This is a genomic window from Aquimarina addita, from assembly GCF_039539305.1.
GTDB lineage: Bacteria > Bacteroidota > Bacteroidia > Flavobacteriales > Flavobacteriaceae > Aquimarina > Aquimarina addita.
This window is the reverse complement of the sequence record NZ_BAABCW010000008.1, coordinates 134,550-158,091: the sequence shown is the minus strand read 5'-3', so window position 1 is coordinate 158,091 and position 23,542 is coordinate 134,550. Positions and strand designations below refer to the sequence as shown.

At 31.5% G+C, this 23,542-nt stretch carries 22 protein-coding genes; 6 read left to right on the top strand and 16 right to left on the bottom strand.

All coding sequences use genetic code 11. From position 1 onward, the window contains the following. Window positions 1-224: 224 nt before the first annotated feature. The 3 genes from ABD816_RS11670 (at window position 225) to ABD816_RS11660 (ending at window position 6,175) form a co-directional block, all read left to right on the top strand. On the top strand, window positions 225-3,743 hold the full coding sequence (locus ABD816_RS11670; protein WP_344927529.1) for a molybdopterin-dependent oxidoreductase: 3,519 nt from the start codon (window positions 225-227) through the stop codon (window positions 3,741-3,743). Window positions 3,744-3,745: 2 nt separating this feature from the next. After that, window positions 3,746-5,182, top strand: coding sequence for a rubredoxin (locus tag ABD816_RS11665; RefSeq protein WP_344927527.1), 1,437 nt, complete (start codon window positions 3,746-3,748; stop codon window positions 5,180-5,182). Between the two features lie 378 nt (window positions 5,183-5,560). Further along, a complete protein-coding gene (locus tag ABD816_RS11660; RefSeq protein ID WP_344927525.1) occupies window positions 5,561-6,175 on the top strand; it encodes a fumarylacetoacetate hydrolase family protein in 615 nt (204 codons plus the stop codon). A 370-nt stretch (window positions 6,176-6,545) separates the two neighbouring features. Here the strand turns inward: ABD816_RS11660 and ABD816_RS11655 are convergent, their stop codons facing one another. The 3 genes from ABD816_RS11655 to ABD816_RS11645 all read right to left on the bottom strand — a co-directional run bounded on the left by ABD816_RS11655 (window position 6,546) and on the right by ABD816_RS11645 (window position 8,005). Then, window positions 6,546-6,827 (bottom strand): GNAT family N-acetyltransferase, encoded by a 282-nt coding sequence (locus ABD816_RS11655; RefSeq protein ID WP_344927524.1) that lies wholly within the window; start codon window positions 6,825-6,827, stop codon window positions 6,546-6,548. Between the two features lie 28 nt (window positions 6,828-6,855). Continuing rightward, complete coding sequence (locus tag ABD816_RS11650) at window positions 6,856-7,161, bottom strand: phosphoribosylpyrophosphate synthetase (protein ID WP_344927522.1); 306 nt, start codon at window positions 7,159-7,161, stop codon at window positions 6,856-6,858. A gap of 118 nt (window positions 7,162-7,279) precedes the next feature. Then, on the bottom strand, window positions 7,280-8,005 hold the full coding sequence (locus tag ABD816_RS11645; RefSeq protein WP_344927521.1) for a pirin family protein: 726 nt from the start codon (window positions 8,003-8,005) through the stop codon (window positions 7,280-7,282). A 558-nt stretch (window positions 8,006-8,563) separates the two neighbouring features. Here ABD816_RS11645 and ABD816_RS11640 point away from each other — a divergent pair. Beyond that, window positions 8,564-8,782 (top strand): VF530 family protein, encoded by a 219-nt coding sequence (locus tag ABD816_RS11640; protein WP_344927519.1) that lies wholly within the window; start codon window positions 8,564-8,566, stop codon window positions 8,780-8,782. 64 nt (window positions 8,783-8,846) lie between these two features. Then, entirely contained in the window at window positions 8,847-9,320 is a 474-nt protein-coding gene (locus tag ABD816_RS11635) for a hypothetical protein (RefSeq protein ID WP_344927518.1), read from the top strand. 52 nt (window positions 9,321-9,372) lie between these two features. On the opposite strand, the gene ABD816_RS11630 is transcribed toward ABD816_RS11635, so the two are convergent. The 13 genes from ABD816_RS11630 to ABD816_RS11570 form a co-directional block, all read right to left on the bottom strand. Beyond that, entirely contained in the window at window positions 9,373-10,842 is a 1,470-nt protein-coding gene (locus tag ABD816_RS11630; RefSeq protein ID WP_344927517.1) for a S41 family peptidase, read from the bottom strand. A gap of 157 nt (window positions 10,843-10,999) precedes the next feature. After that, a complete protein-coding gene (locus ABD816_RS11625; protein ID WP_344927516.1) occupies window positions 11,000-11,272 on the bottom strand; it encodes an immunity 17 family protein in 273 nt (90 codons plus the stop codon). Window positions 11,273-11,280: 8 nt separating this feature from the next. After that, window positions 11,281-12,597, bottom strand: a complete 1,317-nt coding sequence (locus ABD816_RS11620) for a carboxypeptidase-like regulatory domain-containing protein (protein WP_344927515.1) — start codon at window positions 12,595-12,597, stop codon at window positions 11,281-11,283. A gap of 134 nt (window positions 12,598-12,731) precedes the next feature. Continuing rightward, entirely contained in the window at window positions 12,732-14,135 is a 1,404-nt protein-coding gene (locus ABD816_RS11615) for a response regulator (RefSeq protein WP_344927514.1), read from the bottom strand. Window positions 14,136-14,250: 115 nt separating this feature from the next. Then, on the bottom strand, window positions 14,251-15,258 hold the full coding sequence (gene moaA / locus ABD816_RS11610) for a GTP 3',8-cyclase MoaA (protein ID WP_344927512.1): 1,008 nt from the start codon (window positions 15,256-15,258) through the stop codon (window positions 14,251-14,253). 51 nt (window positions 15,259-15,309) lie between these two features. After that, window positions 15,310-16,224, bottom strand: coding sequence for a bifunctional molybdenum cofactor biosynthesis protein MoaC/MoaB (gene moaCB, locus ABD816_RS11605; RefSeq protein ID WP_344927509.1), 915 nt, complete (start codon window positions 16,222-16,224; stop codon window positions 15,310-15,312). Window positions 16,225-16,307: 83 nt separating this feature from the next. Continuing rightward, window positions 16,308-16,745, bottom strand: a complete 438-nt coding sequence (locus ABD816_RS11600) for a molybdenum cofactor biosynthesis protein MoaE (protein ID WP_344927506.1) — start codon at window positions 16,743-16,745, stop codon at window positions 16,308-16,310. A 10-nt stretch (window positions 16,746-16,755) separates the two neighbouring features. Further along, entirely contained in the window at window positions 16,756-16,995 is a 240-nt protein-coding gene (locus ABD816_RS11595; RefSeq protein WP_344927505.1) for a MoaD/ThiS family protein, read from the bottom strand. Beyond that, window positions 16,986-17,558, bottom strand: coding sequence for a molybdenum cofactor guanylyltransferase (gene mobA, locus ABD816_RS11590; RefSeq protein WP_344927504.1), 573 nt, complete (start codon window positions 17,556-17,558; stop codon window positions 16,986-16,988). Before mobA ends, ABD816_RS11595 begins: the two co-directional genes overlap by 10 nt. Next, a complete protein-coding gene (locus ABD816_RS11585; protein ID WP_344927502.1) occupies window positions 17,555-17,887 on the bottom strand; it encodes a winged helix-turn-helix domain-containing protein in 333 nt (110 codons plus the stop codon). Before ABD816_RS11585 ends, mobA begins: the two co-directional genes overlap by 4 nt. Window positions 17,888-18,032: 145 nt before the next feature. Continuing rightward, entirely contained in the window at window positions 18,033-19,205 is a 1,173-nt protein-coding gene (locus ABD816_RS11580; protein WP_344927501.1) for a molybdopterin molybdotransferase MoeA, read from the bottom strand. Window positions 19,206-19,386: 181 nt separating this feature from the next. Beyond that, window positions 19,387-19,923, bottom strand: coding sequence for a hypothetical protein (locus ABD816_RS11575; RefSeq protein WP_344927499.1), 537 nt, complete (start codon window positions 19,921-19,923; stop codon window positions 19,387-19,389). Between the two features lie 390 nt (window positions 19,924-20,313). Continuing rightward, complete coding sequence (locus tag ABD816_RS11570; RefSeq protein ID WP_344927497.1) at window positions 20,314-20,847, bottom strand: hypothetical protein; 534 nt, start codon at window positions 20,845-20,847, stop codon at window positions 20,314-20,316. Window positions 20,848-21,179: 332 nt separating this feature from the next. On the opposite strand from ABD816_RS11570, the gene ABD816_RS11565 reads away from it, so the two are divergent. Continuing rightward, window positions 21,180-23,498, top strand: a complete 2,319-nt coding sequence (locus tag ABD816_RS11565) for a patatin-like phospholipase family protein (protein WP_344927495.1) — start codon at window positions 21,180-21,182, stop codon at window positions 23,496-23,498. Window positions 23,499-23,542: the final 44 nt, after the last annotated feature.

Genomic DNA, 23,542 nt, shown 5'->3' with positions numbered 1-23,542 from the left:
TTGAATCTCTTGTGTAATGTCGTTAATAGCTTCATTGTTAATTTTGTTTTTGAATATTGATGAATCAAACTCCTGCATTTTTTTTAAAATCATTTTTTACAACTATTCTTTTATGGATATGATAATTAACAAGCTTGTTTTGTTACTTCTTACGTATTTTTGATCTCTATTTACGTAATTATACTTAATTTTGTTGTTTGATTTAATTTTAATAAAATTCTTTTATGGCATCTAAATCTTATAAAACGACGTGTTCTTACTGTGGTGTTGGTTGCGGAATCATAGCAAGAAAGAATGCAAAAGGGGTGATAACTGTAGAAGGAGATCAGGACCACCCTGTCAATAAGGGGCTTTTATGTTCTAAAGGCATGAACCTTCATCACGTTGTACAAGATAAAAGTGATCGGATATTATACCCAGAAATGAGATGGAGTAAAGGTCATGAACGTCAACGTGTATCCTGGGATCAGGCTTTTGACAGAGCAGCTGCAGTTTTTAATACGATTATTAAAAAGCATGGACCTGATAGTGTAGGTTTTTATGTGTCAGGTCAGTGTTTAACAGAAGAATATTATTTGGTTAATAAATTAACGAAAGGGTTTATAGGTACTAATAATATAGATACGAATTCTAGATTGTGTATGAGTTCTGCAGTTGTTGGATACAAGCAGGCATTGGGAGAAGATAGTGTTCCTATTGCATATGAGGATATCGAATTGGCTGATTGTTTTATGATTGCTGGTGCTAATCCAGCTTGGTGTCATCCAATTTTATATAGAAGAATTGAAGCGCATAAAGAACAAAATCCAGATGTTAAAATCATTGTAGTAGACCCAAGAAGAACCCAGTCTTGTGATATTGCAGATTTACATTTACAAATTATTCCTGGTACAGATGTAGTGTTATATAACGCTATAGCGAAACGTTTAATTGATAGAAAAAAGATTGATAAAAACTTTATAGCTAATCATACTGATAATTATGAATCACTCAAAGAGGTGTTAAGTAAAACTTCTCTTACAGAGTCAGCAAAGATTTGTGGAGTCACTGTTGCAGATATTAAGAAAGCAGCATTGTTTATAAGCAATGCAAAAGGCTTTCTTACATTATGGGCAATGGGGCTAAATCAAAGTTCTATAGGTGTAAACAAAAATAATGCATTACTCAATTTATCATTATTAACAGGACATATTGGTAAACCCGGGTCTGGACCGTTTTCATTAACAGGGCAGCCTAATGCTATGGGAGGCAGAGAAGTAGGAGGGATGGCTAATCTACTGGCAACACATCGGGATTTAGGAAATGAAGAGCACAGAAGAGAAGTTGCTAATTTCTGGGGTGGAAAAGAAATTTCTCCAAAACCAGGACTAACAGCAACAGAAATGTTTGATGCATTAGAGAGTGGTCAACTAAAAGCAGTTTGGATTATTTGTACTAATCCATTGGTGAGTTTGCCCAATGTCAATAAAGTAGAAAAAGCTTTAAAAAATGCCAAATTTGTTATCGTACAGGATATTTCCCACCGTTCAGAGACTTTAGAATATGCTGATTTAGTTTTACCTGCTGCAGGTTGGGCTGAAAAAGATGGTACTATGACAAATAGTGAGCGACGCATCACATATCTTAATAAAGTTGTAGCTCCACCCGGAGAAGCATTGCCAGATGCAGAGATCATATGGAAATTTGCACAACGAATGGGGTATCAGGGATTTAATTTTACCTCTGCAGAAGAAGTTTATAAAGAATATTGTCAAATGACAAAGGGTACTAATATTGATATCACTGGATTAAATTATGATCGTCTGAAGACGGAAGGTAGTTTTCAATGGCCAGTCCCGGAGAATGGTCATTCAGGAACAGCTCGTTTGTTTGAAGATAAGAAGTTTTATACAGATACAGGAAATGCTAAATTTATAATTCCAAAGTTTACCAAGCCTACTTCAGAATTAGTAACAGAAAAACATCCGTTAATTCTTACTACTGGTAGAGTTAGAGATCAATGGCATACCAGAACAAAAACAGGAAAAGTAAATCGTTTATTAACGCATATTCCACATCCTTTTTTAGAGATGAATCAAGTAGATGCTTTTCTACGGAAAATAAAAGATGGAGATATTGCCGTTATTAAAAGTAAACGAGGAAAAGTACAGGTTAAGGTAAAGGTAAGCGATACTATTGGTAAGGGTGTTGTATTTCTACCAATGCATTGGGGTAAAGTATTAGGAAATGACTATGGGAGAGCAAATAATCTAACCACCAGTATTGTGGATCCTATTTCTAAAGAACCTGATTTTAAGTTTTCTGCTGTAGAAGTAACAAAATTCGTTAAACCTAAGCAAAAGATATGTATTATCGGAGCAGGAACGGCTGCATATAGATTTATACAAACATATAGAGAACACAATATAGAAGATGATATTATTGTTTTTTCTAAAGAGCCTTATCCATTTTATAACAGAGTATTACTACCAGAATATGTGAGTGAAGAATTGACTTGGGAACAATTACAGAAGATGCGAGAAGGTAGTATGGAATCTCTGAGGGTTACATTGTCTACTAGTAATCCAATTGAAGAAATAAACAGAGAAGAAAAATATATAATAGATAGTAAAGGAGAGCGACATGAGTATGATATTGTCTTAATGGCAACTGGAAGTCGTGCTTTTGTGCCAAAAGAAGTACCTATTCATCTGCCAGGAAGATTTACTATGAGAGATCGGGGAGATGCTGATAAACTAAAAACGTATCTTACAGAGACTGGTTTAGCAGATCACGAGCAACATGTCACTATTGTAGGAGGTGGGTTGCTAGGCTTAGAACTTGCAGCTGCATTGCGTAAAAAAGATGTGAAAATAACGATTATCCAACGAGGTAATCGATTGATGGAACGTCAGCTAGATCCAATTGCCAGTCGTTTATTAGCGGATGATGTTCGCGAAAAAGGAATACAAATTCATTTTGATAATGAAGTGGATACTGTATTCAATCAGGATAGCGGTTCATTATTGGTTAATTTGAAATCTGGGAAATCGTTTAATTGTAATGCTATTGTGTATTCTATCGGAACGATTCCTAATATAGATTTAGCTAAAGTAATAGGGATTACTTGTAGAAGAGGTATCGTAGTGAATCAGTACTTACAATCGAGTGATCCTTCCATATTTGCGGTAGGTGAAATTGCAGAATTTGAGGGTAACTTGTTTGGCATCACCGCTGCTGCAGAGCAACAAGCGGATATTGTAGCAAAGTATATTTTAGGAGATTTTAGTGCAATTTATAAAGGATCTGTGTTTATGAATATTCTAAAATTTGAAGATTTAGATCTCTGTAGTATTGGTAATATTGATATGCCACAAAATGATCCATCTTACGAAGAAGTTGTTTTTATGGATGTAGGCAAACGTTTTTATAAAAAGTGTATTGTGAAAAATGATTGGCTCGTAGGTGCTATTTTGATGGGAGATAAAAGTGAGTTTGCTGATTTTAAACGATTGATAGAAGAAAAAATTGAGTTGTCTGAGCGTAGAGAAGAGCTGCTAAGATCATCTCAACCAGATGAGCCAGTGATAGGAAAACTTATTTGCTCTTGTAGTCAGGTAGGAGAAGGTAATCTAATAGAAGCAATTAAATCAGGATGTGACGATTTCTCAGAGCTTTGTACTAAGACGGGAGCTGGCTTAGGTTGTGGTAGCTGTAAACCAGAAGTAAAAGAGGTGTTGAATAGTGTCTTGCAATTAGCGTAGTTATGGAAGAATTAATGCATAGTGTCAATTTAAAAGGAGGTATTTTATCTCCAAGTGAATTACAAAGTATTATTGTAAAAGCAGAAGAATTAGGGTTAGAAGCTTTTCATTTTGGATCGAGACAGGATATTATTTTTCCTGCTAAGAATGCCAAAGGAACTCTTCTGGATACTCATGAATCTTTTGATCCTTCATTTTTTGCACCAAGGACACAACAAAATATAAGTTGCTCTTATGTTTCTATAGATATCTTTAATTCTACCGTATGGCTTCGTGGAACTACTTATTTATATATTCTGGAACAATTTAGATATGAACCACAATTAAAAATTAATATCACCGATCCTAAGCAACAAATGGTATCCTTATTTTCTGGAGATATTAATTTTATAGCATCTTCTCATGAAGATTATTGGTATTTATTTTTAAAATTACCAGGTTGGGATGAGGTTTTTTATCCAGTACTAATATTTACTTGGGATATCTCTAAAGTTGCAGAGGAAATAGAGAAAATTTATAAAAAAGTAAACAATGTAGATGAACTTTTTCACTATCTGAATGATAGCATTGATACAAATAATCGGGTTATTGAAAAACCTTTAAAGGTTCCCTTTAAACCCTTTCCATACTATGAAGGAATGAATAAAATGGGAATCAATCAATATTGGTTAGGTCTCTATTGGCGTAATAATCAATACGATTTGGTTTTTCTAAAAGCATTGTGTGAGTTTTGTATAGAATATAGGATTGGTAAAATCTGTCTCACCCCTTGGAAATCTTTTATTATAAAAGGTATTCCACAGGATTGTAAACTGGCATTAGAAAAGTTATTAGGTCAATTCGGGATTAATGTACGTCATTCTGCATTAGAACTAAACTGGCATTTGCCAGTAGGAAATCAAAGAGCTTTAGACTTAAAAAAGTTTTTGGTCATGAATTTTGATCAGAATGATATTAGTACATACGGGATGACTTTTACCATCAGTATGAGACGTGATCAAAAACGATATTTCACATCAGTGGTTATAGAGGAAAATAAAATACCGGAAGCGGTAAAGGATTTTGTAGTTAGGCCTACCTATAATGTGTTATATGCTAAGACGTTTGACCCCAATACACGCAGTTACATTGTGTATGCGCAAGATATTGATCAAATGGATTTACCAGGTGTTTTATTAGAGCTTACTAAAACATATTTTCAGAATTTAGGAGAAGGCGATACTGAAAATTATGAAGGAACTCCAAGTAAAAAAGAAATTACCGAGATCGAGGTATTCCAGTGTGCTGAATGTCAAACGATTTATGATCCATCAGTAGGTGATGTTGTAGCAGAGATTGAAGCAGGTACAGAGTTTACTGATATCCCAGAAGATTATCAATGTCCATTATGCGAATCACCAAAAGATAGTTTTGAGAAAATGATCTTAGAAGTAATCTAGCTGCATATTTAATTGATTAGTGTTAAATCAAAATTCATCGAAGGATTAGAAAAACTTTACTTTTTGAAGGCTATTTTTCTTGTGAACTTCTACAAAAAAAATTCACCTTTCATTTCTTATTTATTGATGGTTATTTAATAATCATTGAAAGTATTGGTTGAAGGCTAACAAGTTTATTTGGAGAGATCTTTTTATGTCAAAATAAAGTAAAATGAAATAAAAGTAAACCGTATTTGTTTTGTTTTTTCTAACTCTTTGATGAAAAACCTTCACTGAAAAACAAAAGATATTTTACAGACATTAATTCTCTTAATTTTTTTAAAAATAGTACTTTTGATTCTTTAATTTTAAATAAATACAGAAACTAAATAATACACCATGAAAATACTAGGGATAGGTAAAAATTATGTAAATAACAAAGAAGAAATAGCTGCTATCAAAGATGGAAAGCAAGTAATTTTTTCTAAACCTGAATCCAGTTTGGTAACCGATAGTAAAGATGTTGTCTTTCCTGCATGTTCGGATAATGTAGCTTATGAAGTAGAATTGGTCATTAAGATAGGCAAAGAAGGTAAAGATATAGCAGAGAATGAAGCATCTTCTTACATTGCTGAGATTGCAGTAGGTATCGATTATACGGCAAAAGATATTTTAACAAAATATAGAGAAACAAAAGGACCTTGGGATTTAGCAAAAGGATTTGATGGTGCAGCACCCATTTCAGGGTTTAAAAATATTTCAGAATTTACCAATCTTGCTAACATTAATTTTGATCTAAAAATAAATGGAACGCAGAAACAAGAAGGTAATACGGATCTGATGATTTATAATTTTAGTGAAATCATTGCTTATATTTCTACTTTTATGACATTAGAACCAGGAGATTTAATTTTTACCGGTACACCAGCGAGTGGTGTAGGTCAAATTTTTAAAGGGGATCATCTACAAGCCTCTATTGAAGGTGAACTATTGTTAGATTTTAAGATGATATAAATACTGTAATACAAAATACAATCAGATTTAGATCATATATTTTATCTGATCGAAAGTAAAAATCCTGATAGTTTTAATAAGCTGTCAGGATTTTTTATAAACAAATATATATAGAATATAGCTTTTAGAGGATATTCTCATTTATCTTAAAGCTTTGTATTGTTTACTCAAATTTTTACTTCTTAATTAATTTAGAATATAATATTTTTCCATTGTATTGTTTTTAGTTTCAAAAACTACAATCCTCGTCGGTTTATCTAAAACAGAAATAAAAATTTTACGATACGATATTCAAAATTTAGATGATATCTGGAGATATCTAAAGTAATCTTTTTAATATTTTTGTGAGTATCAAATAATAAGATATACATTACTTAAGCACGTCTCTAATCTCTTCAATTTTTTTGAACATAGCTTTTGCAAAAGGACATAGAGGTAGAATTTTAATATTTTTATCTCTTGCCATCTCTACAATCTTGTAGAGTAGAAGTTTTCCGATACCCTTTCCTTTTCCGGCTTCTTCAACTTCTGTATGGTCTATGATAATAAAATCTTTCCCAGGTGTAGAATAGGTCATCATGCCCATTTTGTTACCATCATCTTTGGCAATTGCATATCCTTTGTTATTTAATTCTTTAAGTGTTATTTCCATTATCTTGAGTTCAATAAGTAAGTTAGTATCAAGGTTTATATTTTAATTTGTTTATCATTTCTGCATTTAACGGATCAGAATATAGACCATAGGCATCTATAAGAATTCCTTTGATCTTGTATTTTTTAGAAGAAATAGCAAAAAGAATAGAAGAGTCATCTGGATTAGAGTCTCCTTCAAAACGATATATGAGGTCAACTTCAAATTCATTTGGCAAAATTTGATATTCCAGAGATTTACACTCTATATGATTTTTTTGAAGGTTTAAATCTTCAGTATACCCTTCCTTTTGTAGACCAGTTATAGCTTGTGATAAAGTGTCGTAAGATTTCATGTGTGGAATGTATATGCAATTAATAATGTTTAGGATTTATACTTTATGAAAGTTAACTCATTACATAGTAATAACAGTTAATTACTACTTGTTGTTTTTTTAATATTCAATACTTTTTTCATTTCATAGGAACCTCCATAATTAGTAATTCAGCATCTTTATTCGCTTTGATATTCAGAATATCAATATCCCAAATACCGAGTCCATCCCGATGATTTAATTCCTGACCATTAATCGTAATAGTACCTTTGATTACAAAAGCATATACTCCATTATTTGTGTTTTTTAACCTATAAGAAAGTTCAGTATTTTCTTGTATGGTACCTAAGTGAAACCAAGCATCTTGATGTATCCATACACCATCATCCTCTCTATTGGGAGAAACAATTTGTTGTAATCTATTGATTCTATCTTCTGCTTTTAGTGTAATTTGATCATATCTAGGTGTTACATTGGTAGCATTTGGAATTATCCAGATCTGAAGAAATTTAACTTCCTTATTAGCGTTAGCATTCATTTCGCTATGCATTAAGCCTGATCCTGCACTCATTACTTGTATATCACCTTCTTTAATAATTTCGCTTCGACCTGTACTATCCATATGTTTGAGGTCACCGGATAATGGAATCGATATAATTTCCATATTTTGATGAGGATGTTGACCGAAGCCTCTGCCTCCTGCAACAATATCATCGTTTAATACACGTAAGACACCAAATGCCATTCTTTCTGGGTTATGATAGTTCGCAAAACTAAAAGTATGTCTCGAATGTAACCAACCATGGTTTGCATTTCCTCTCGTTTCTGCCTTGTGTAATACTGTTGTTCTTGTATTTATATTCATTTTATTAATATATTAAATAGTATTAGGTGTAAATATGCCACCTTGATTGTAATTGTTTACAAGAATATTTTAAACTAAATCACTAAGGTAATTGATCACAAATACTAAAGGGGATTCTTTAAAATTTTGAATTATTTTTTTGAGAAATTTTCTCAAAGATTAAAAAAAGAGTTTAGCCCATATTTTCAATATGTTGCATTAATTCTCTTTTTAACCATTAGCTATAAAGATATTGAAAATTCATTATTATAAAAAGCATCTTTTTCTTATACTTTTATTAAATTAAAGAGAATAAAAGGGCTATAATTAAATGAAAGTTTTAGAGGTCTTATAATTGGTATTATAAGAATCAGAGCTAAAATATACGATAGGTGCGGGTATCCAGTCCTTTTAATTTATATACTAAAGACGGATAAATAGGGATTGCTATAAAAAATTAATTTTGTAAGTACTTACATAGAGTAGGTTATGTATTTATTATATTTCCTTAGCTAAAGACTGTTTAAAACTAGAAGATTTTTTAACTTGCCTTATTTGAGAATAATTGAGTTTTATAATATGAAAGAACAATCTAATAATCCACTTCACGGAGTAAAACTTGCAGATATTTTAGAGTATCTGGTAACAGAATATGATTGGGATCAATTAGGAGATAAAATACAGATTAAGTGTTTTAAGAATGACCCTTCTATAAAGTCGAGTCTTAAATTTTTGAGAAGGACGCCATGGGCTAGAGAAAAGGTAGAGAAACTATACTTACGTTCGATCAAAAAATAAAATGAATCTATTTCCAATTTGTATTTTGTAACAATAAATACGGTTGTAAATCATCAACTTTATTATGAAAGCTGCTACCGTTAAAGAATTGAAACAAGAATTAAATGATTGTACGCATCAGGAATTGATAACACTCTGTTTACGATTGTCTAAGTTTAAAAAAGAAAACAAAGAATTGTTAACTTATCTTCTATATAATGCTTCTAGTGAGGATGCATATATTGAGCAGGTAAAACAAGAAATAGATAAAGAGTTTTTGCAGATTAATACCAGTAGTTATTATTATATTAAAAAGAGTGTCCGTAAAATTCTGAGGATTACTAAAAAGTATATTCGTTATTCTGGAAGTAAAGAAACAGAAGCAGTTTTGCTTATCTATTTCTGTAAAGCATTAAAAAAGATGAGACCTTCTATACAGAGGAATACTACACTACAGAATTTATATATACGACAAATAGGTGGAATCAGGAAAGCGATCTCAACATTACACGAAGACCTGCAATATGATTTTGAGATGGAATTGCAAGAAATGCAATGATAATAGCTAAAAAATGACTTTGGTTTGAATCAAAAATGATTAGTGCATTTATTTATTTACTTTTTGTATGACCGTGAATGACTTTAAAAATATAATCCAGTTGCGTATCTTTTCCTTTAATAAGGTCCTCTTTTGTTAAAGATACTGTTCTATCTGGAGACACACCAGATCCTTTAGGTATGGATGTGTCTTTTACATAATGAAGGATTTTTTCCATAGACATTACCATAATAATTTTAGAGTTAGGGAGCTTGTAATGCACAGGAAATTGTCCTGTATGAGTATAATAACCTCCTCCGGTTTCTTCACCTACTAAAAGTATATCAGGATCATTTTTAGCTAATAAAGCAAAAGAAGAACCAGCAGAAAACGTTGCTCCACCAGCTAAAACATATACATTACCTGTAAACCGCTCTCTATTAGGAATCATCATCGTCTCAAGGTCGTCAAAATTAAGTTTCCATCCGTCGTAGACAGGATGGTTATAAAATTTATCTTTCAAGAATTGTTTTTCATCATAAGAACGAGTACTATATTCTTTTTCAGGAATAGTTAATGAAGATACAAATGAGCTCGTTCTCTGCTTGAAAATGGTATCGGTTACAAATGAAAATAAGTTGATAGCATTAGGCCTATAGCCTCCATCATTATAGCGTATATCAATGACAAGATGTTTTATTTTGTTTTTTCGTATTTCTTTAAATAATCTGATTAAAGATGATTTAAAGGCATTGATATCTCCGCTAAAAGAGTTGACCACTAGTACAGCAGTTTTTAAATGGTGTTTATAATAAATAAAAGGTTCTTTTTTATTTATGTGTTCAGCAAAAAAATCAATCCCATCTTTTTGTGAATGATATTTAGCAAAATAAGAATTTCGTTTGGTGTTGCGGTGTTTTACGATGACAAAAGATTCTGAAGGTAAGACTATTGTTTTTTCTATTCCTTCTGGAGTGCTATATTTTATGTCAAATTCTTTGGTAACACCATATTCACAGGCGTAATACAAGCCAAATTTTAATTCTATATCACGATATTTTCTGGTGAGATTGTATCCATCACTTACAGCATATTTTTTTAAAGCTTCGAGTATGTGAGAGATTTCTTTTCCATTGACAGCCAATATCTTTGATCCGATAGGTATTCCAAAGTCATCAGTATCTATAAAAAAATCTGTTTTAATAATTTTTAGAATAAGTGGAAAATAGTATTGATTAGTATTAAGAGTAGAGGGAGGGAATAGTAATAAATGCCCATCTTTAACACGTTCAGTAATTTTTTGCATTTTTTTAAATAAACTGATATCTAAGGTGTCTTCTATAAGGGATGCTCTTGCCATATTAAAAGCAGTATCTAATTCTTCTTTATCTATATAATCATAAAGAGAAGGGTGCCCGTCTTTTAAGATTTTTTCAAAAATTTTAAAGTCTTCAGAAGCTTTACTGACGTCCAAGAATTTTTGTGCAAAAACAGAAATGGAAGAAACAAAAAGAAATACTATAAACAGTATCCGTTTGGTCATAAAATTTTCTTTAAAAGACGTGTAAAATAATTTACTGTTGCGATAACTACAATCAAAGTGCAAATTTAGATTTTTTTTAGAAGATACCCGATTTTGTATATGGTTTTAGGTTCATAAATGTCATAGTTATTACCTCTGTGTCGTTACAATTTTTTTTCTATATAGAATATTCATAAAATAAGAAAAGACTGAAGGAAGAAAGCATACCTAAAAAACACAAAGACCCCATAAACCATCGGACGGTTTTATTACCTAATCTGTTTTCCCAATAAGCAATATTCATCCATCCACCCACGGGCTCCATAACCCAATCCCAATTTTTAATATATCCTATCAAAAGAAGGCCAAAAAGGACAACCCCTATTAAATTTCCGTAATGAGGATTAAGTTCAATAAAAGTGTTAAATTGCTCAAATATAGTATCTAGCATGCGTTGATTTAATTCATCTTCTTTAACTGTTTCTGTATTTTTTGTATAGCAGATTCTATAGATTTTTCTGGCTCAATTACATTGTACTGTCCCCAAAATGAAGGGTCAGAAAATCCGGAAGCTTCATCACTAATTACAACGGATGATTTTAACTGATCTCTGAACTTAAGATTACTGTCTTCTATATTCTTTTTCCAATCAGTAACTGCCATTTCGATATTAAGCTTATAGGTAGAGTTAAACAATTTCTTTTTCCAGTTTACTTTGAAAGCCAAATCAATTCTCCCATATCCATAATACCATTTACCATTTTTTTCTCTGTAATCTATGTTGTAAGTAGCTACCGTGGGATATACTGTTGCTCTTGCTGGTTTTTTACGAACGAATAATTTGCTGGCTTTTTCCTTATTGGTTAAATTGAGACTAAAAACAGCCTTTGTCATAGCTAATGTTTCTGAATCAATATATACTTTACCATAATATAGAAGCTCATCTATAAATGGACGTTGTTTAAAATCTAAAACATAAATATAGCGGTCATTAATCCTAGTGGATTTAGCAAAACTAAATTGATATGTTTTTAACATATTTTCTGTGAACAGTAGTTCTGGATTTTTCATTACATCAATATACAAGGTGCTTGATGGTCCTCCTTGCAATTTTAATGTCAATGTGTCCAGTTTTTTATAGTCAGTACTTTTCCTTGCTCTATAAAGCTTAATTACATCATTTTTACTAGAAATATACGGGTTTTTATAAACATCTACTACCGCTTCGGATAAAGAGACATAGGTTCTACGTTTTTTTATGGTCTCCCTATAGAAGGCAGTCATGATAGTATGATCGTCTAGATAGTTTGCTCCACGATTTTTCATTACCGCTTTTATAATGGTTTCAGGATTCGTAGGGTCAATGGTTATTTCTGATAACTCTGTAACTGACAGCTCCAGCTTTATTTTTATGTTACCATTTTTGGAAGTAGTATCACCAAAAGAAGAAAGTGAAATTGTCTTATCAGAATATCCCAGAAATGAAACAGTTAGTTTTCCATCTTTAATTGATGTAGGTACTTTGATAAGAAACTTTCCATCATCATTTGTAATTGTAGAAATATTGGTGCCATCTAATGATATAGTCGCTGGAGCTAAAGGAGTATTTGTAGCGATATCAACTACCGTTCCTTTATATTCATTATACGTCGAATCACTTTGAATTTGTGTATCCTGAAAAAAAGCAGATGCACTATTGTGATATCCTGCAATTAAAAATACGTATAATAGAAAAGTCAGTTTTTTATAATATGAAGTGCTGTTTTTTTTATGCATAATGTTTTGTTTAGTAGTGTATTATACAATTTTTTATTCGTTTATATGTGTACAAACAATATAGTTAAATTTAATGAAGAAATATGCTTTTTAATCGTTAAATAATCAGGAGGAGGACAAATGGGAGCTACTAATTAATGTTGTATATCATAATCACCAAACCAGTTTTTTAATTTAATATTTAAGATTTCTGTTGTAAATGGTTTTGTAATATAATCATCCATGCCTGTCGCTATATATCGCTCTGCATCACCAGGCAATGCATTAGAGGTAATAGCAATAATAGGAGGTGGGTTTTTATGTTTTTTTCGGATTTCTTTCATGGTTTTTACTCCGTCTATATCAGGGAGATTGATATCCATTAAAATAAGATCGTATGTACCTTCTGCAAACATTTCTATTGCTTCTTTGCCTGTTTTAGCAACCTTTGATGAACATCCCAGATATTTGAGAATTTGTTTAAGAACAATAATGTTGATTTCAGAATCTTCGACTAATAAAACATGAAGATTGTATTCTTCTTTGTCGTTTTGATGTAATACTTTAGTGTTAGTAAGAGCGGGTTCATCAGATAATTGAGATGTAAATGTGAACCAAAAATTACTTCCTTTATTCAACTCACTCTGAACTCCTAGCTGCCCCTGCATTAAATCAACGAGCTTTTTACAAATGGGTAATCCAAGCCCACTTCCTTTTTTAAAAGAGATATGATCAGTATGAATTTGTGTAAATCTATTAAATAATGCTTTTTGATCAATAGTAGAAATGCCTATTCCGGTGTCGATTACTTCTATTTTTATGAGGAGGTTGGTGTTTTTTTGGGATACCAACGTGGATTTTACAGTAATGGATCCATGATCGGTGAATTTTATCGCATTCCCTATGAGGTTAGATAATATTTGAGTAAGTCTATTCTTGTCAGCATAAATATATTCAGGCAGATCATCAGCATATTCATTAATTAGTTGGATTTCTTTAGCTTTACTATTGGCAAGAAATAAATCAATATTTTGATTAATTATATTATTTAGATTTAATGGTTTAGGGGTTAAGGTATACTGACCTGATTCTATTTTTGAAATATCAAGAACCTGATTTAAGATATTTAATAAATTTAAGGAAGATTGATGAACTATAGTTACATATTCTTTTTGTAACTCATCTAATTTTGTGTTTTTAAAAAGTAAATCAATCATACCAATAACACCAACCATAGGGGTTCTGATTTCATGGCTCATATTGGCTAGGAAATCTTGTTTAAATTTTGAAGTTTTTATGATTTGTCTATTTGTTTCTTTTAATTTATCTAAGGTGCGACCACCTAACCAGGCAAATAAACCAAGAAATACAGGAGCTGTATCAATAATGTAATGAATCGGATGCTCCTTTTGAGTTATCACGACTGATGCCCAGGAAAACTCCCTATTGAGTCTCACTATATCCAGACTTGTGGCAATTATCGGAAATATGGATCCAAATAGAATTCCGTATAGTGTATATTTGGCTGCTTCGGATTGTAACCACGATTCTTTAGTCATTAATAATGTTTCTATATCTTTTTTACAAATAGCGAATCATCTGATAAGTAATCGGGGTCTTATAAGAATGCGACTAAAGTACTATTTTTTTGATAAATAAAAACCTTTTTTTTAACTAACCACCAATAGCAATCATACTACGATTTCTGGAATGAAGATTTGGATTCTGTATTTTTTCTGGAGTATCCATTCCACCCCTGGTAGCAAATTTACTTTGTAATGCTTTTTTAATTACAGTTTGTATAGATTGGCTCTCTCGTAATGGTTTTAAAAGAGAAAATTCATGACCAGAAAATAAACAATTTTTTAATTTACCATCTGCGGTAAGACGTATCCTGTTACAAGTATCACAAAAAGGATTGGTAACGGAGCTAATGATAGAAAAACTGCCAGAGAACCCCTCTATTTTGTAATTTCTGGATGTATCATGAGGTGCATCTTTCATGCGTTTTACCTGTAGGGGGAAAGTGTAGTTTACTTTATCCAAAATTTCTTGTTGTGTTACAAGCTTATCCATATTCCATTGATTTCCATCAAAAGGCATGAATTCTATAAAACGAATGGTTAGATTACGATGTTGCGTAAGTTGTATGAAATTAATAATCTCATTATCATTAAATCCCTTAATCAATACAATATTTAATTTTACTAAAAAACCGTTATCCTGATAAAGCTGAATTGTTTTCCAAACACGTTTAAATTCATCTCGTCTAGTTATTTGCTCGAATTTATCTTGTTGCATGGAATCAATACTAATCGTAATGGTTTTAATGTTATTTTTTTGTAGAAGTAAAAGATAACGATCTGCCAAAATACCATTTGTAGTAATTCCGATTTCTATAGGTAAACTTGCTAATTTCTCTAAAATTTGAGGGAAATCTTTTCGAACCATGGGTTCGCCACCGGTGAGCCTTATTTTAGTAACTCCCAGAGCTACAAACTCTTGAGAAATGGTAAAGATCTCATCTGCAGTCATCAAACTTTCTTTAGGACTTAAAGGGATTCCGTTAGCAGGCATACAATAGGTACACCGCAGATTGCATCGCTCCGTCAAAGAAACTCTAAGATACGTATGAGTGCGTCCAAATGTGTCAGTTAATATGTTTTGGTCTGTATTTTTCAAACTATTATTTTAATCTAAAGATTAGTTTTTTCAATTCCGGAATATTTATATTTATTTACCATCATGTTTACCTCCTTGTAAAATCCTAAAGACGTGTAGTACAGAAGGAAAAATAGCTTCCATGGATTCCTTAGCTCCATTAGTGGAGCCAGGTAATGCTAATACAAGCGTATCTCCTATAACTCCTGCAACACTTCTGGATAGCATAGCATAAGGCATCCTGTCTTGTCCATACGCCCGAATTGTTTCTTCAATTCCCGGGATACGACGATCTATTAAGGGTAATAAAGCTTCTGGAGTATTATCTCTTGGAGATAATCCAGTTCCTCCTGTAAAAATTACTAAATCATTACCCTCTTTTATAAGTTCTTTTACTTGATTCCTGATTTGATCCTTTTCATCCGGAATTATGGTATACCTGTTAACTTTAACAGCACAAGTTTCGAGTTTTTTTACGATTTCTTTACCCGCCTTATCTTTTTTATGACCAGCAGATATAGAATCAGAGCATACAATAACTCCAGCAGTATATGGAGCACCATTGTCCTTATATGTAGATTTTCCGCCTCTTTTATTCAGAAGTTTTATATGCTTAATTTCTACATTTTTATCAATAGGTTTGAGCATGTCATACATGGTTAGCGCCACGACAGAAGCGCCATGCATCGCTTCTACTTCTACACCGGTTTTATAAATGGTTTTTACTGTCATCTCAATGGTGATTTCCAAATTGTTAATTGCATAATTAACACTGGTATATTCAATAGGAAGCGGATGACAATCCGGAATCATATCACTAGTTCTTTTTGCGGCAAAAAGTCCTGCTGTCTTTGCCATTTCAAAAACATCTCCTTTAGGAATATTTTTAGTAATAATCGCCTCTATAGTTTCCTTAGTACCTACTTGCACTATTGCTTGTGCAGTGGCAGTACGCAGCGTATTATTTTTATGTGTGATGTCTACCATTTTTGTTCTATGCCTATTAGATTATTTATGTAACTATTATTTCTTTTGATTTGTTTTTTTAACCATAGCCTTACAAAAGTTTTTTAATTATTAACTTTCCAAATATGTGTTTCATCTTCAAAAATTTCTTTTCCAAACACAGGAACTTCTTTTTTTATTTCTTCTACTAAAAATTCTAAAGCATTAAAAGCAGTTTTTCTATGAGGGGCAGAGACAAAAACAAAAAGACAAATCTCTCCTGCGTTTACATTACCCAAACTATGATAAATATGCATGCAGGTAAGTTCGAATTTAGAAAAGGTAGCTTCTCTGATTTCTTGAAACTTATTTTCTGCCATTTCCTCGTATGCCGTATACTCTATTGATTTTACAACCTTACCATCTATTTCATCGGCGCGTACCTGACCTAGAAATATATCATGTGCACCAATGGTGGTTTTGGTTTGATGTTTTTCAATAGCATTGGCGATAAATGCAGGGCGTATTGGACCTTCTTGAAATACAGTTTTTCTTTTTTTCATAAAATTTTTTTTATCCTCCGGAAAAAGGAGGTAATAATGCAATCTCATGATTGCTGTTTAGTTTATTAGTATCTGACGCAATTTGTTTATCAATTGCTATCGTAAAGGATGAGTTTTGTAATTTTTGATATTTACTTTTTAAGATTTTTTTTAATTCATCTACATTACATTCTTTATCAACAGAAAGTATTTCTTCTGTACAATTTGCGGTTTCTGCAATCATCCCAAAGTAACGCACTTTTATATCCATATGTTTGCTTTATTATATTGCTCTGGCGTATTTATATTTCTTACTAAAGGTGTAATTTGCTCTGTAACTTCTAATACCTGTACTTTCAGGTTAAATAGTAACTGCATGAGTCGTAACTGTTTTTGTTCTATACTTTGTAGGAACTTGTGGGTTACTGATTGATTATATAAGCCTATAAGCGGATTGTTATCGTAGTAAGTAATATCATATTTAATACGATGTTTATGGATCAGGTTTTCTAATACAAAAGAAGTAATAAAAGGGATATCACAGCTAAGTATTAAATTATGAGTTGTTGAGGTTTTTGATAACCCAGAGTATATACCACCTATAGGACCACATTCTGTGAAAATATCTGGGATACACTTGTATCCGTATTTTTGATATGCTTTTTGACTTGTAATGATTAAGATCTGATCAGTAACTGTTTCCATTGCTCGTATAATATGCTCAATAAACGGAATGCCATTATGTTTTACCAGCCCTTTTTCTTGTCCCATCCTGCTACTTTTGCCTCCAGCTAATATAATACCGGTGATATCTGATCTTTTTATTGAGCTCATAACTGATTTTCTTTTAATTGTTGATCCAGGAAATTCCAGCAATTTTTATTTATTTTTTCAAAAGCAGTAATCATGTTCATACCATACTCTGTAATAACAGTACCTCCTCCTCCTGTACCTCCGGTATTGGTAATGATAATAGGTTGAGCGGCATTTTTATTTATAGAGTTAACTAAATTCCAAGCTTTTTTATAAGACATTCCAGCTTTTTTAGCGGCTTTAGATAACGAGCCTTCTTTTATGATAGCTTTTAAGATTTTTATCCTTCCTTCTCCAAGAAAAACGCCTTCTTCTCCTTCGATCCAGATTCTACTTTTTATAGTATACATAGCTCTCGTTATTTCCTGAAAGATATAACGAAAAAAATAAATAATAAACTCTTTTAAGAACTTTTATGATTTTTTCAAAAAACAAAGGATTAGACTATTGGGATTCAAAAAGAAGCGTACTATTATTACGAGATGTGTATCAGTTTTAAGGAAGTAAAATAGTTTCTACTTTCTCTCCGGGAGAAATAGTATTTTTGTTTTCTGGAACATATACTAATGCATTAGCAATGGCATAGGTATATAACATTGAAGAACTTTGTCCTTCTAGAATTGTTACTGCATCATCTGATACGTTTGCCTTTAGAAATTGTGCTCGATCTCCTTTTTTTGTGAAGGTGGTGGTCAAGAGTTTAGTTGTTCTTCTCAATCCATTACTTCTAGCTCCCATAGTCTTTAATACAAAAGGTAATACGTAGATATAAAAGCAAGTTAATGAAGAGGCTGGATTACCCGGAAGGGCAAAAATGAATGTTTTTTTATTTTTACCAAAGAATAAAGGTTTGCCGGGTTTTTGTTTGATTTTATAAAATAATTGCTCTGTCCCTAATTCTGATAAAGCTTGTTGTACAAAATCATAATCACCCACAGAAATTCCACCACTAATAAGTACTATGTCATGATTTTGTATTGCTTGGTTTATTATATTCTTAGTACTTTGATATTCATCCTGCACTTTATAATGTGTGATTTCTTTAATCTGTAATTGTTGTAATGCAGCATCTAGTTGAATAGAATTACTTTCGTACACTTTACCATCAGTTAATTTTGTTCCAGGTTTTAGTAACTCATTTCCTGTTGTAATTACTGCAATCTTTGGAGGAGTATATACGGCAACCTTATCAATACCTAGCCCTGCAATAAATCCTATAGCAGCCGGAGTCAGTTTTGTTCCTTCGGTAAGCGCTACTTGTCCTTTTTGGATTTGTTCACTAGTTGGTCGGATATTTTGATTAGCACTTATAGTATCAAGTATGGTAATGTTATTTTCTATTCGTGTTACTTTTTCTTGAATTACGATAGTATCAGCAGCATCAGGTACTCTTGCTCCTGTAAATATTCTAGCTCCCTGCCCTGGAAGTAATTTGGGGTTTTTATCTGTGCCAGCCTGAATTTCTTCAATAATTTCATAGGAATTACCTGAGTTCATACATAAAGCATAACCATCCATGGCAGATTGCCTAAAAGGAGGCATATCAATAGGAGAAAAGATGTCTTCGCTAAGAATTAATTCATGTGCATCTTTTAGTAATATTATTTTTTGTTCTGGAATATAAGAGATTTTAGAAATAATAGATAGTGCTTCAGATACAGAAATCATGTGTGATTATTTTACCCAAAAATATTGCTTTGATATGAAGAAACCTAATTCAATTGTATTTTGAAATTGCTAAAAAAACTATTTTTTTCAGAATAATTTTAAAGTAGGATGTCTATAAAACTAATATCCACAACATATGAATGCCGTGGATATTACAATAATCTGACTTTTTATGATTGAATCAATCTTTAAATTGAATTTTTCTTAATTTATAACCTTCAATCTTTATAAGGTATGTTTTAGAATCTATAAAGTTGTACTTAATATAATCATCTACTTTGCTTTTATCTAATAATCTTCCGGATAATGTATATAAACTATAGGTAAGCCCTTCTGGTACATCCGTAATATCTTTAAAAGTTTCAACACCCAGAGATTGCTGACAAGTAGCATCTGCCAATAAATTTGTGGTAAAAGTTATTCGTCCTCTTTTTTCACCTTCTAGTGTAACCGTGGCTGTATCATCTACATCAATTATTCCTGTGCCAGAAATATCTCCAAGAATAATAAGGCAGGCATTTCTCAACATAATTCTTGCTCCACCTTCTAAATGTAGACTTTCAGTAATAAAAATAACACCTTCCTCGGTGTTTTCGTCCAGGCCATTGATAACTATATTTTCTGTTACAGAGGTCAACCTGTTTGAGATGTCAATTTTAACATTAGCAAATGCTGTAATCGAAAAAAAACACATCAATATTTGTAAAGTTATTTTCATAATAAATAGGTTAATTTTAAAAGTAAATTCTTCATTTCATTTGATTTTTTATCGATGTAATCTATGAAATCATCGGCAATATACATATTAATTTACGGTTTTACCGTAAATATAATGTTTACTTTTTTTTATTATGCATATGAACAGTATGGGAAGCCTTATAAATAGTGTTATGAGAGAGATGTGTTAAATTTTAAAATTTATTTAACAAACGATGTGTTGTTTATATAAAATAATGTAGTATGCACCTATCTTGAGATTTTGCAACCTTGTTTTTGAATTCTTAAGACACTTAAGAATATTTGATTTTTTGGTAGTATTAATAATAAAAAAAACCACGACAAATACATGTCGTGGCTATCATAATAAACCTTACTTTTTATGATTGAATTAACCTTTAAACTGAATTTTTCTTAATTTATATCCTTCGATTTTTATTAAGTAAGTTTTAGGATCCATATAGTTATGGATATACTCATCTACTTTACTTTTATCTAATAATCTTCCTGTTAAAGTGTATAAACTATAGTTGAGTCCTAATGGAACATCCTTAATGTCTTTAAAAGTTTGAAGACCCATTGATTGTTGACAGGTAGCGTCAGCCAATAAATTATTTATAAATGTGATACGCCCTTTCTTTTCTCCTTCTAAAGTAACCGTAGCAGTATCATCTACATCAAGAATTCCAGATCCTGAAATGTCTCCAAGAATAATTAGGCAAGCATTCCGTACCATAATACGAACTCCATTCTCTATGTGTAAACTTTCTGTAATAAAAATGACACCTTCCTCAGTGTTTTCATCCAAACCGTTAATGACAGTATTTTCTGTCACAGACATTAATTTGCTTGAAATATCAATTTTTACATTGGCAAATGCCATAGTAGTAAAAAGAAATGCTAATACGTGTAAAGTTGTTTTCATAATAGTCAGCTTTAAAATTAAACTGTAAACAAAGTAAGTTTTAACTTACTTTTTTGGTTGTTTTATCGATATAAAACTTATAATCATCGACAAGATACAATTATTATATAATAAAACAATGCTTTTAGTTGTTGTTTTTTTGATGATTATTGTCCAATAATGTCATTACCCTCGTAAATACTAGTGTAACCATAAATGTTAATTTTTATGATTTTATTAATATGTATGGTCTAATTTGTATCATTATTACGAAAAGCTTATAGTACTGGGTATATTGGCTTTTTTTGATTTCCTTATTTGTTTAAAGATATTTAGTTTTAAATTTGGTACTAATGCGCAATAAACTACTCTTATTTTCTTACCGTTTCGGTATTTGGTTTAAAACCTTGGCCAGAGAATTAGTGAATAATGTAATTAGTTTATTTTTTATTTTTTTCGTGTATCTGGCTCTTTGGCATTTTCCGCAGACTCTAGATTTATTGTTAATACTTAATCAAGCGGATACCTTTTTTCTGGAAGTGCCTTTATATTTTAGTGTGCTTATGATATCGGCATTTATTATATGGAATGCTCCTAAATATTTTTACTTTCACAATTATAAAGATATTAAGTTCTCTAATCTTATCGGTTTTATTCCTAATCAACATTATAAATTTCAGGATAGAAGCCAGACTGCTTCATATGCTCATATGACAAAAATTCACATGAGAAAGACAGTGCCAAGAATCTTGGGAGTACTTTTATTAACGATATCTGCCCTCAGTATATTAAATGCAATGGAATTATTTGGGTTAGACAATATCTATACCCGATTGTTAAGTCCATCAGGAGTTTTTTTTAAGGTGGTGTTTTTTTTATTGTTGTTGTCTGAACCTAAGTTTTATAAAGTACTCAGTACTTTTTTACATCGCACTACTAAGCTCAATACTATTCTCTTTGGGATCGCATTTGGGTTATTGTTTTTGATTATATCTTTAGGAACACTTAATACACAGGCAGAAAAAGATTTAGGTAAATTATTCTTATCTAATTGTTCATTAGTTTTTTTGTTTTTTACTTTATCTTTTAATAGTTATAAGTTTTTAAAAGAATTTCCAAAAAAAATGTTTTATGGAACTATTCTATCTTCTGGATTTATCATATTGATCACGTTTTTAATAGTAAATTTTGTTCCAGAAATAACTAGTAAGATCAATCCATTGTCCATATTGATTTTTTCTCTGCTTAGTCTTTTTATGATTTGTTTTATACTGATCCTTATAGGTAAAAAAATAAGATTACCCATCTTAACAATCGTAACAATAGGCTGTATTTTTATGGCCAGATGCACTTCTGATGCTTCTGATCATTATCTTCTTAATTTAGAGCCTGCTAAGATAAATAGGTTGTCGTTAGATGAATATATATATGATTGGATAAAAGAGAGGGAAACAATTATAAATAATAAAGGTGTTGCCTTTCCTGTAATTCTGGTTTCTGCAGAAGGAGGCGGGTCGCGTGCAGGACTTTGGTCATTTTTGGTTCATAGTTATCTCTATGAAAAATCTAATGGAGCCTACTTTAAAGAAAATTTATTATCCATTACAGGAGCTTCTGGTGGAGGAGTAGGTAATGGAATGTTTTTTGCCGAGGCACAAAATGCAAATGTAGAAAACAGGATATCAAAGTTTACAATGCCTCAGAACTCTGAATTTCCTGATTTGCAATATAAAGCAAGTGTTATTTATAAAGAAAATTATTTGTCAGTAGCATTATTGTCATTATTGGGTAGAGATTTGTTTAAAGAGATAACAGGTTTTTTTGACTTTAAGAATAGAGGACAATTATTAGAAGAACAATGGAGTGATGCTCATAGAAAATATTTTTCTAATATAAAAGGAGAGCGTATGCTACATAAAGAGTTTTTATCTCATTACAGAAGCGCAACAGATAAAAAGTTAGAAAATCAATGGTTACCGCCCTTGCTATTAGTAAATACAACTCATACTCAAACTGGTAATTATAATATGATCAGTCCGGTTAGTTATGCTAATGTAAGACCACTGGTAGGAATGAATGATTTTCTGGATACATTACAGGTTAATCACCCCGGTTCATCAATAAGTTTAGCGACAGCAATACGTATTAATGCTAGTTTTCCTTTTATAACTCCTGTAGGAGAGGTTTCAACAATAAAGGACGCTGTCAAAATAAAGACTGACCAATATGCCGATGCTGGATATTATGATAATGTAGGAGGGAGGGTATCTATTGGTATAGAAGAAGCTTTTAAAAAAGTATTAAATGATTCATTTCCTTCTCTAAAAGAAAAAATAGAGATCAAACATTTGATTATTGCTAATGAAGATAATAGAAAAATTACAAAAACAGCAACACAGTTGTTGGCACCGCTGACTACATTAAGAAATGTACGATATGGTCATACGAAAGAAGTAATGGGCAGATTGGGAGAGAAAGACAAAATCACATTAAAAAGAACTTCTATTATAGTTCCTTCATCCTTAATCAATACTAAAAATAAAAATGAAGAATTAATGATTAAACCTGTTTTACCCCTGGGGAGGTATTTATCTACGATTGCAATAAGGTCTATGGAGGCGAGATTGAAAGAAGTGAGTTCAGAATTAGATGCAATTTTAAATATAAATTAAGACATTTGTCATTATTTTTTGTATTTTTGTCAAAAGCAAAAGAT

Coding starts and splice junctions, on each gene's coding strand:
- ABD816_RS11670 (WP_344927529.1), top strand. CDS start 225: ATGGCATCTAAATCTTATAAAACGACGTGTTCTTACTGTGGTGTTGGT.
- ABD816_RS11665 (WP_344927527.1), top strand. CDS start 3,746: ATGGAAGAATTAATGCATAGTGTCAATTTAAAAGGAGGTATTTTATCT.
- ABD816_RS11660 (WP_344927525.1), top strand. CDS start 5,561: ATGAAAATACTAGGGATAGGTAAAAATTATGTAAATAACAAAGAAGAA.
- ABD816_RS11655 (WP_344927524.1), bottom strand. CDS start 6,827: ATGGAAATAACACTTAAAGAATTAAATAACAAAGGATATGCAATTGCC.
- ABD816_RS11650 (WP_344927522.1), bottom strand. CDS start 7,161: ATGAAATCTTACGACACTTTATCACAAGCTATAACTGGTCTACAAAAG.
- ABD816_RS11645 (WP_344927521.1), bottom strand. CDS start 8,005: ATGAATATAAATACAAGAACAACAGTATTACACAAGGCAGAAACGAGA.
- ABD816_RS11640 (WP_344927519.1), top strand. CDS start 8,564: ATGAAAGAACAATCTAATAATCCACTTCACGGAGTAAAACTTGCAGAT.
- ABD816_RS11635 (WP_344927518.1), top strand. CDS start 8,847: ATGAAAGCTGCTACCGTTAAAGAATTGAAACAAGAATTAAATGATTGT.
- ABD816_RS11630 (WP_344927517.1), bottom strand. CDS start 10,842: ATGACCAAACGGATACTGTTTATAGTATTTCTTTTTGTTTCTTCCATT.
- ABD816_RS11625 (WP_344927516.1), bottom strand. CDS start 11,272: ATGCTAGATACTATATTTGAGCAATTTAACACTTTTATTGAACTTAAT.
- ABD816_RS11620 (WP_344927515.1), bottom strand. CDS start 12,597: ATGCATAAAAAAAACAGCACTTCATATTATAAAAAACTGACTTTTCTA.
- ABD816_RS11615 (WP_344927514.1), bottom strand. CDS start 14,135: ATGACTAAAGAATCGTGGTTACAATCCGAAGCAGCCAAATATACACTA.
- moaCB (WP_344927509.1), bottom strand. CDS start 16,224: ATGGTAGACATCACACATAAAAATAATACGCTGCGTACTGCCACTGCA.
- ABD816_RS11600 (WP_344927506.1), bottom strand. CDS start 16,745: ATGAAAAAAAGAAAAACTGTATTTCAAGAAGGTCCAATACGCCCTGCA.
- ABD816_RS11595 (WP_344927505.1), bottom strand. CDS start 16,995: ATGGATATAAAAGTGCGTTACTTTGGGATGATTGCAGAAACCGCAAAT.
- mobA (WP_344927504.1), bottom strand. CDS start 17,558: ATGAGCTCAATAAAAAGATCAGATATCACCGGTATTATATTAGCTGGA.
- ABD816_RS11585 (WP_344927502.1), bottom strand. CDS start 17,887: ATGTATACTATAAAAAGTAGAATCTGGATCGAAGGAGAAGAAGGCGTT.
- ABD816_RS11580 (WP_344927501.1), bottom strand. CDS start 19,205: ATGATTTCTGTATCTGAAGCACTATCTATTATTTCTAAAATCTCTTAT.
- ABD816_RS11575 (WP_344927499.1), bottom strand. CDS start 19,923: ATGAAAATAACTTTACAAATATTGATGTGTTTTTTTTCGATTACAGCA.
- ABD816_RS11570 (WP_344927497.1), bottom strand. CDS start 20,847: ATGAAAACAACTTTACACGTATTAGCATTTCTTTTTACTACTATGGCA.
- ABD816_RS11565 (WP_344927495.1), top strand. CDS start 21,180: ATGCGCAATAAACTACTCTTATTTTCTTACCGTTTCGGTATTTGGTTT.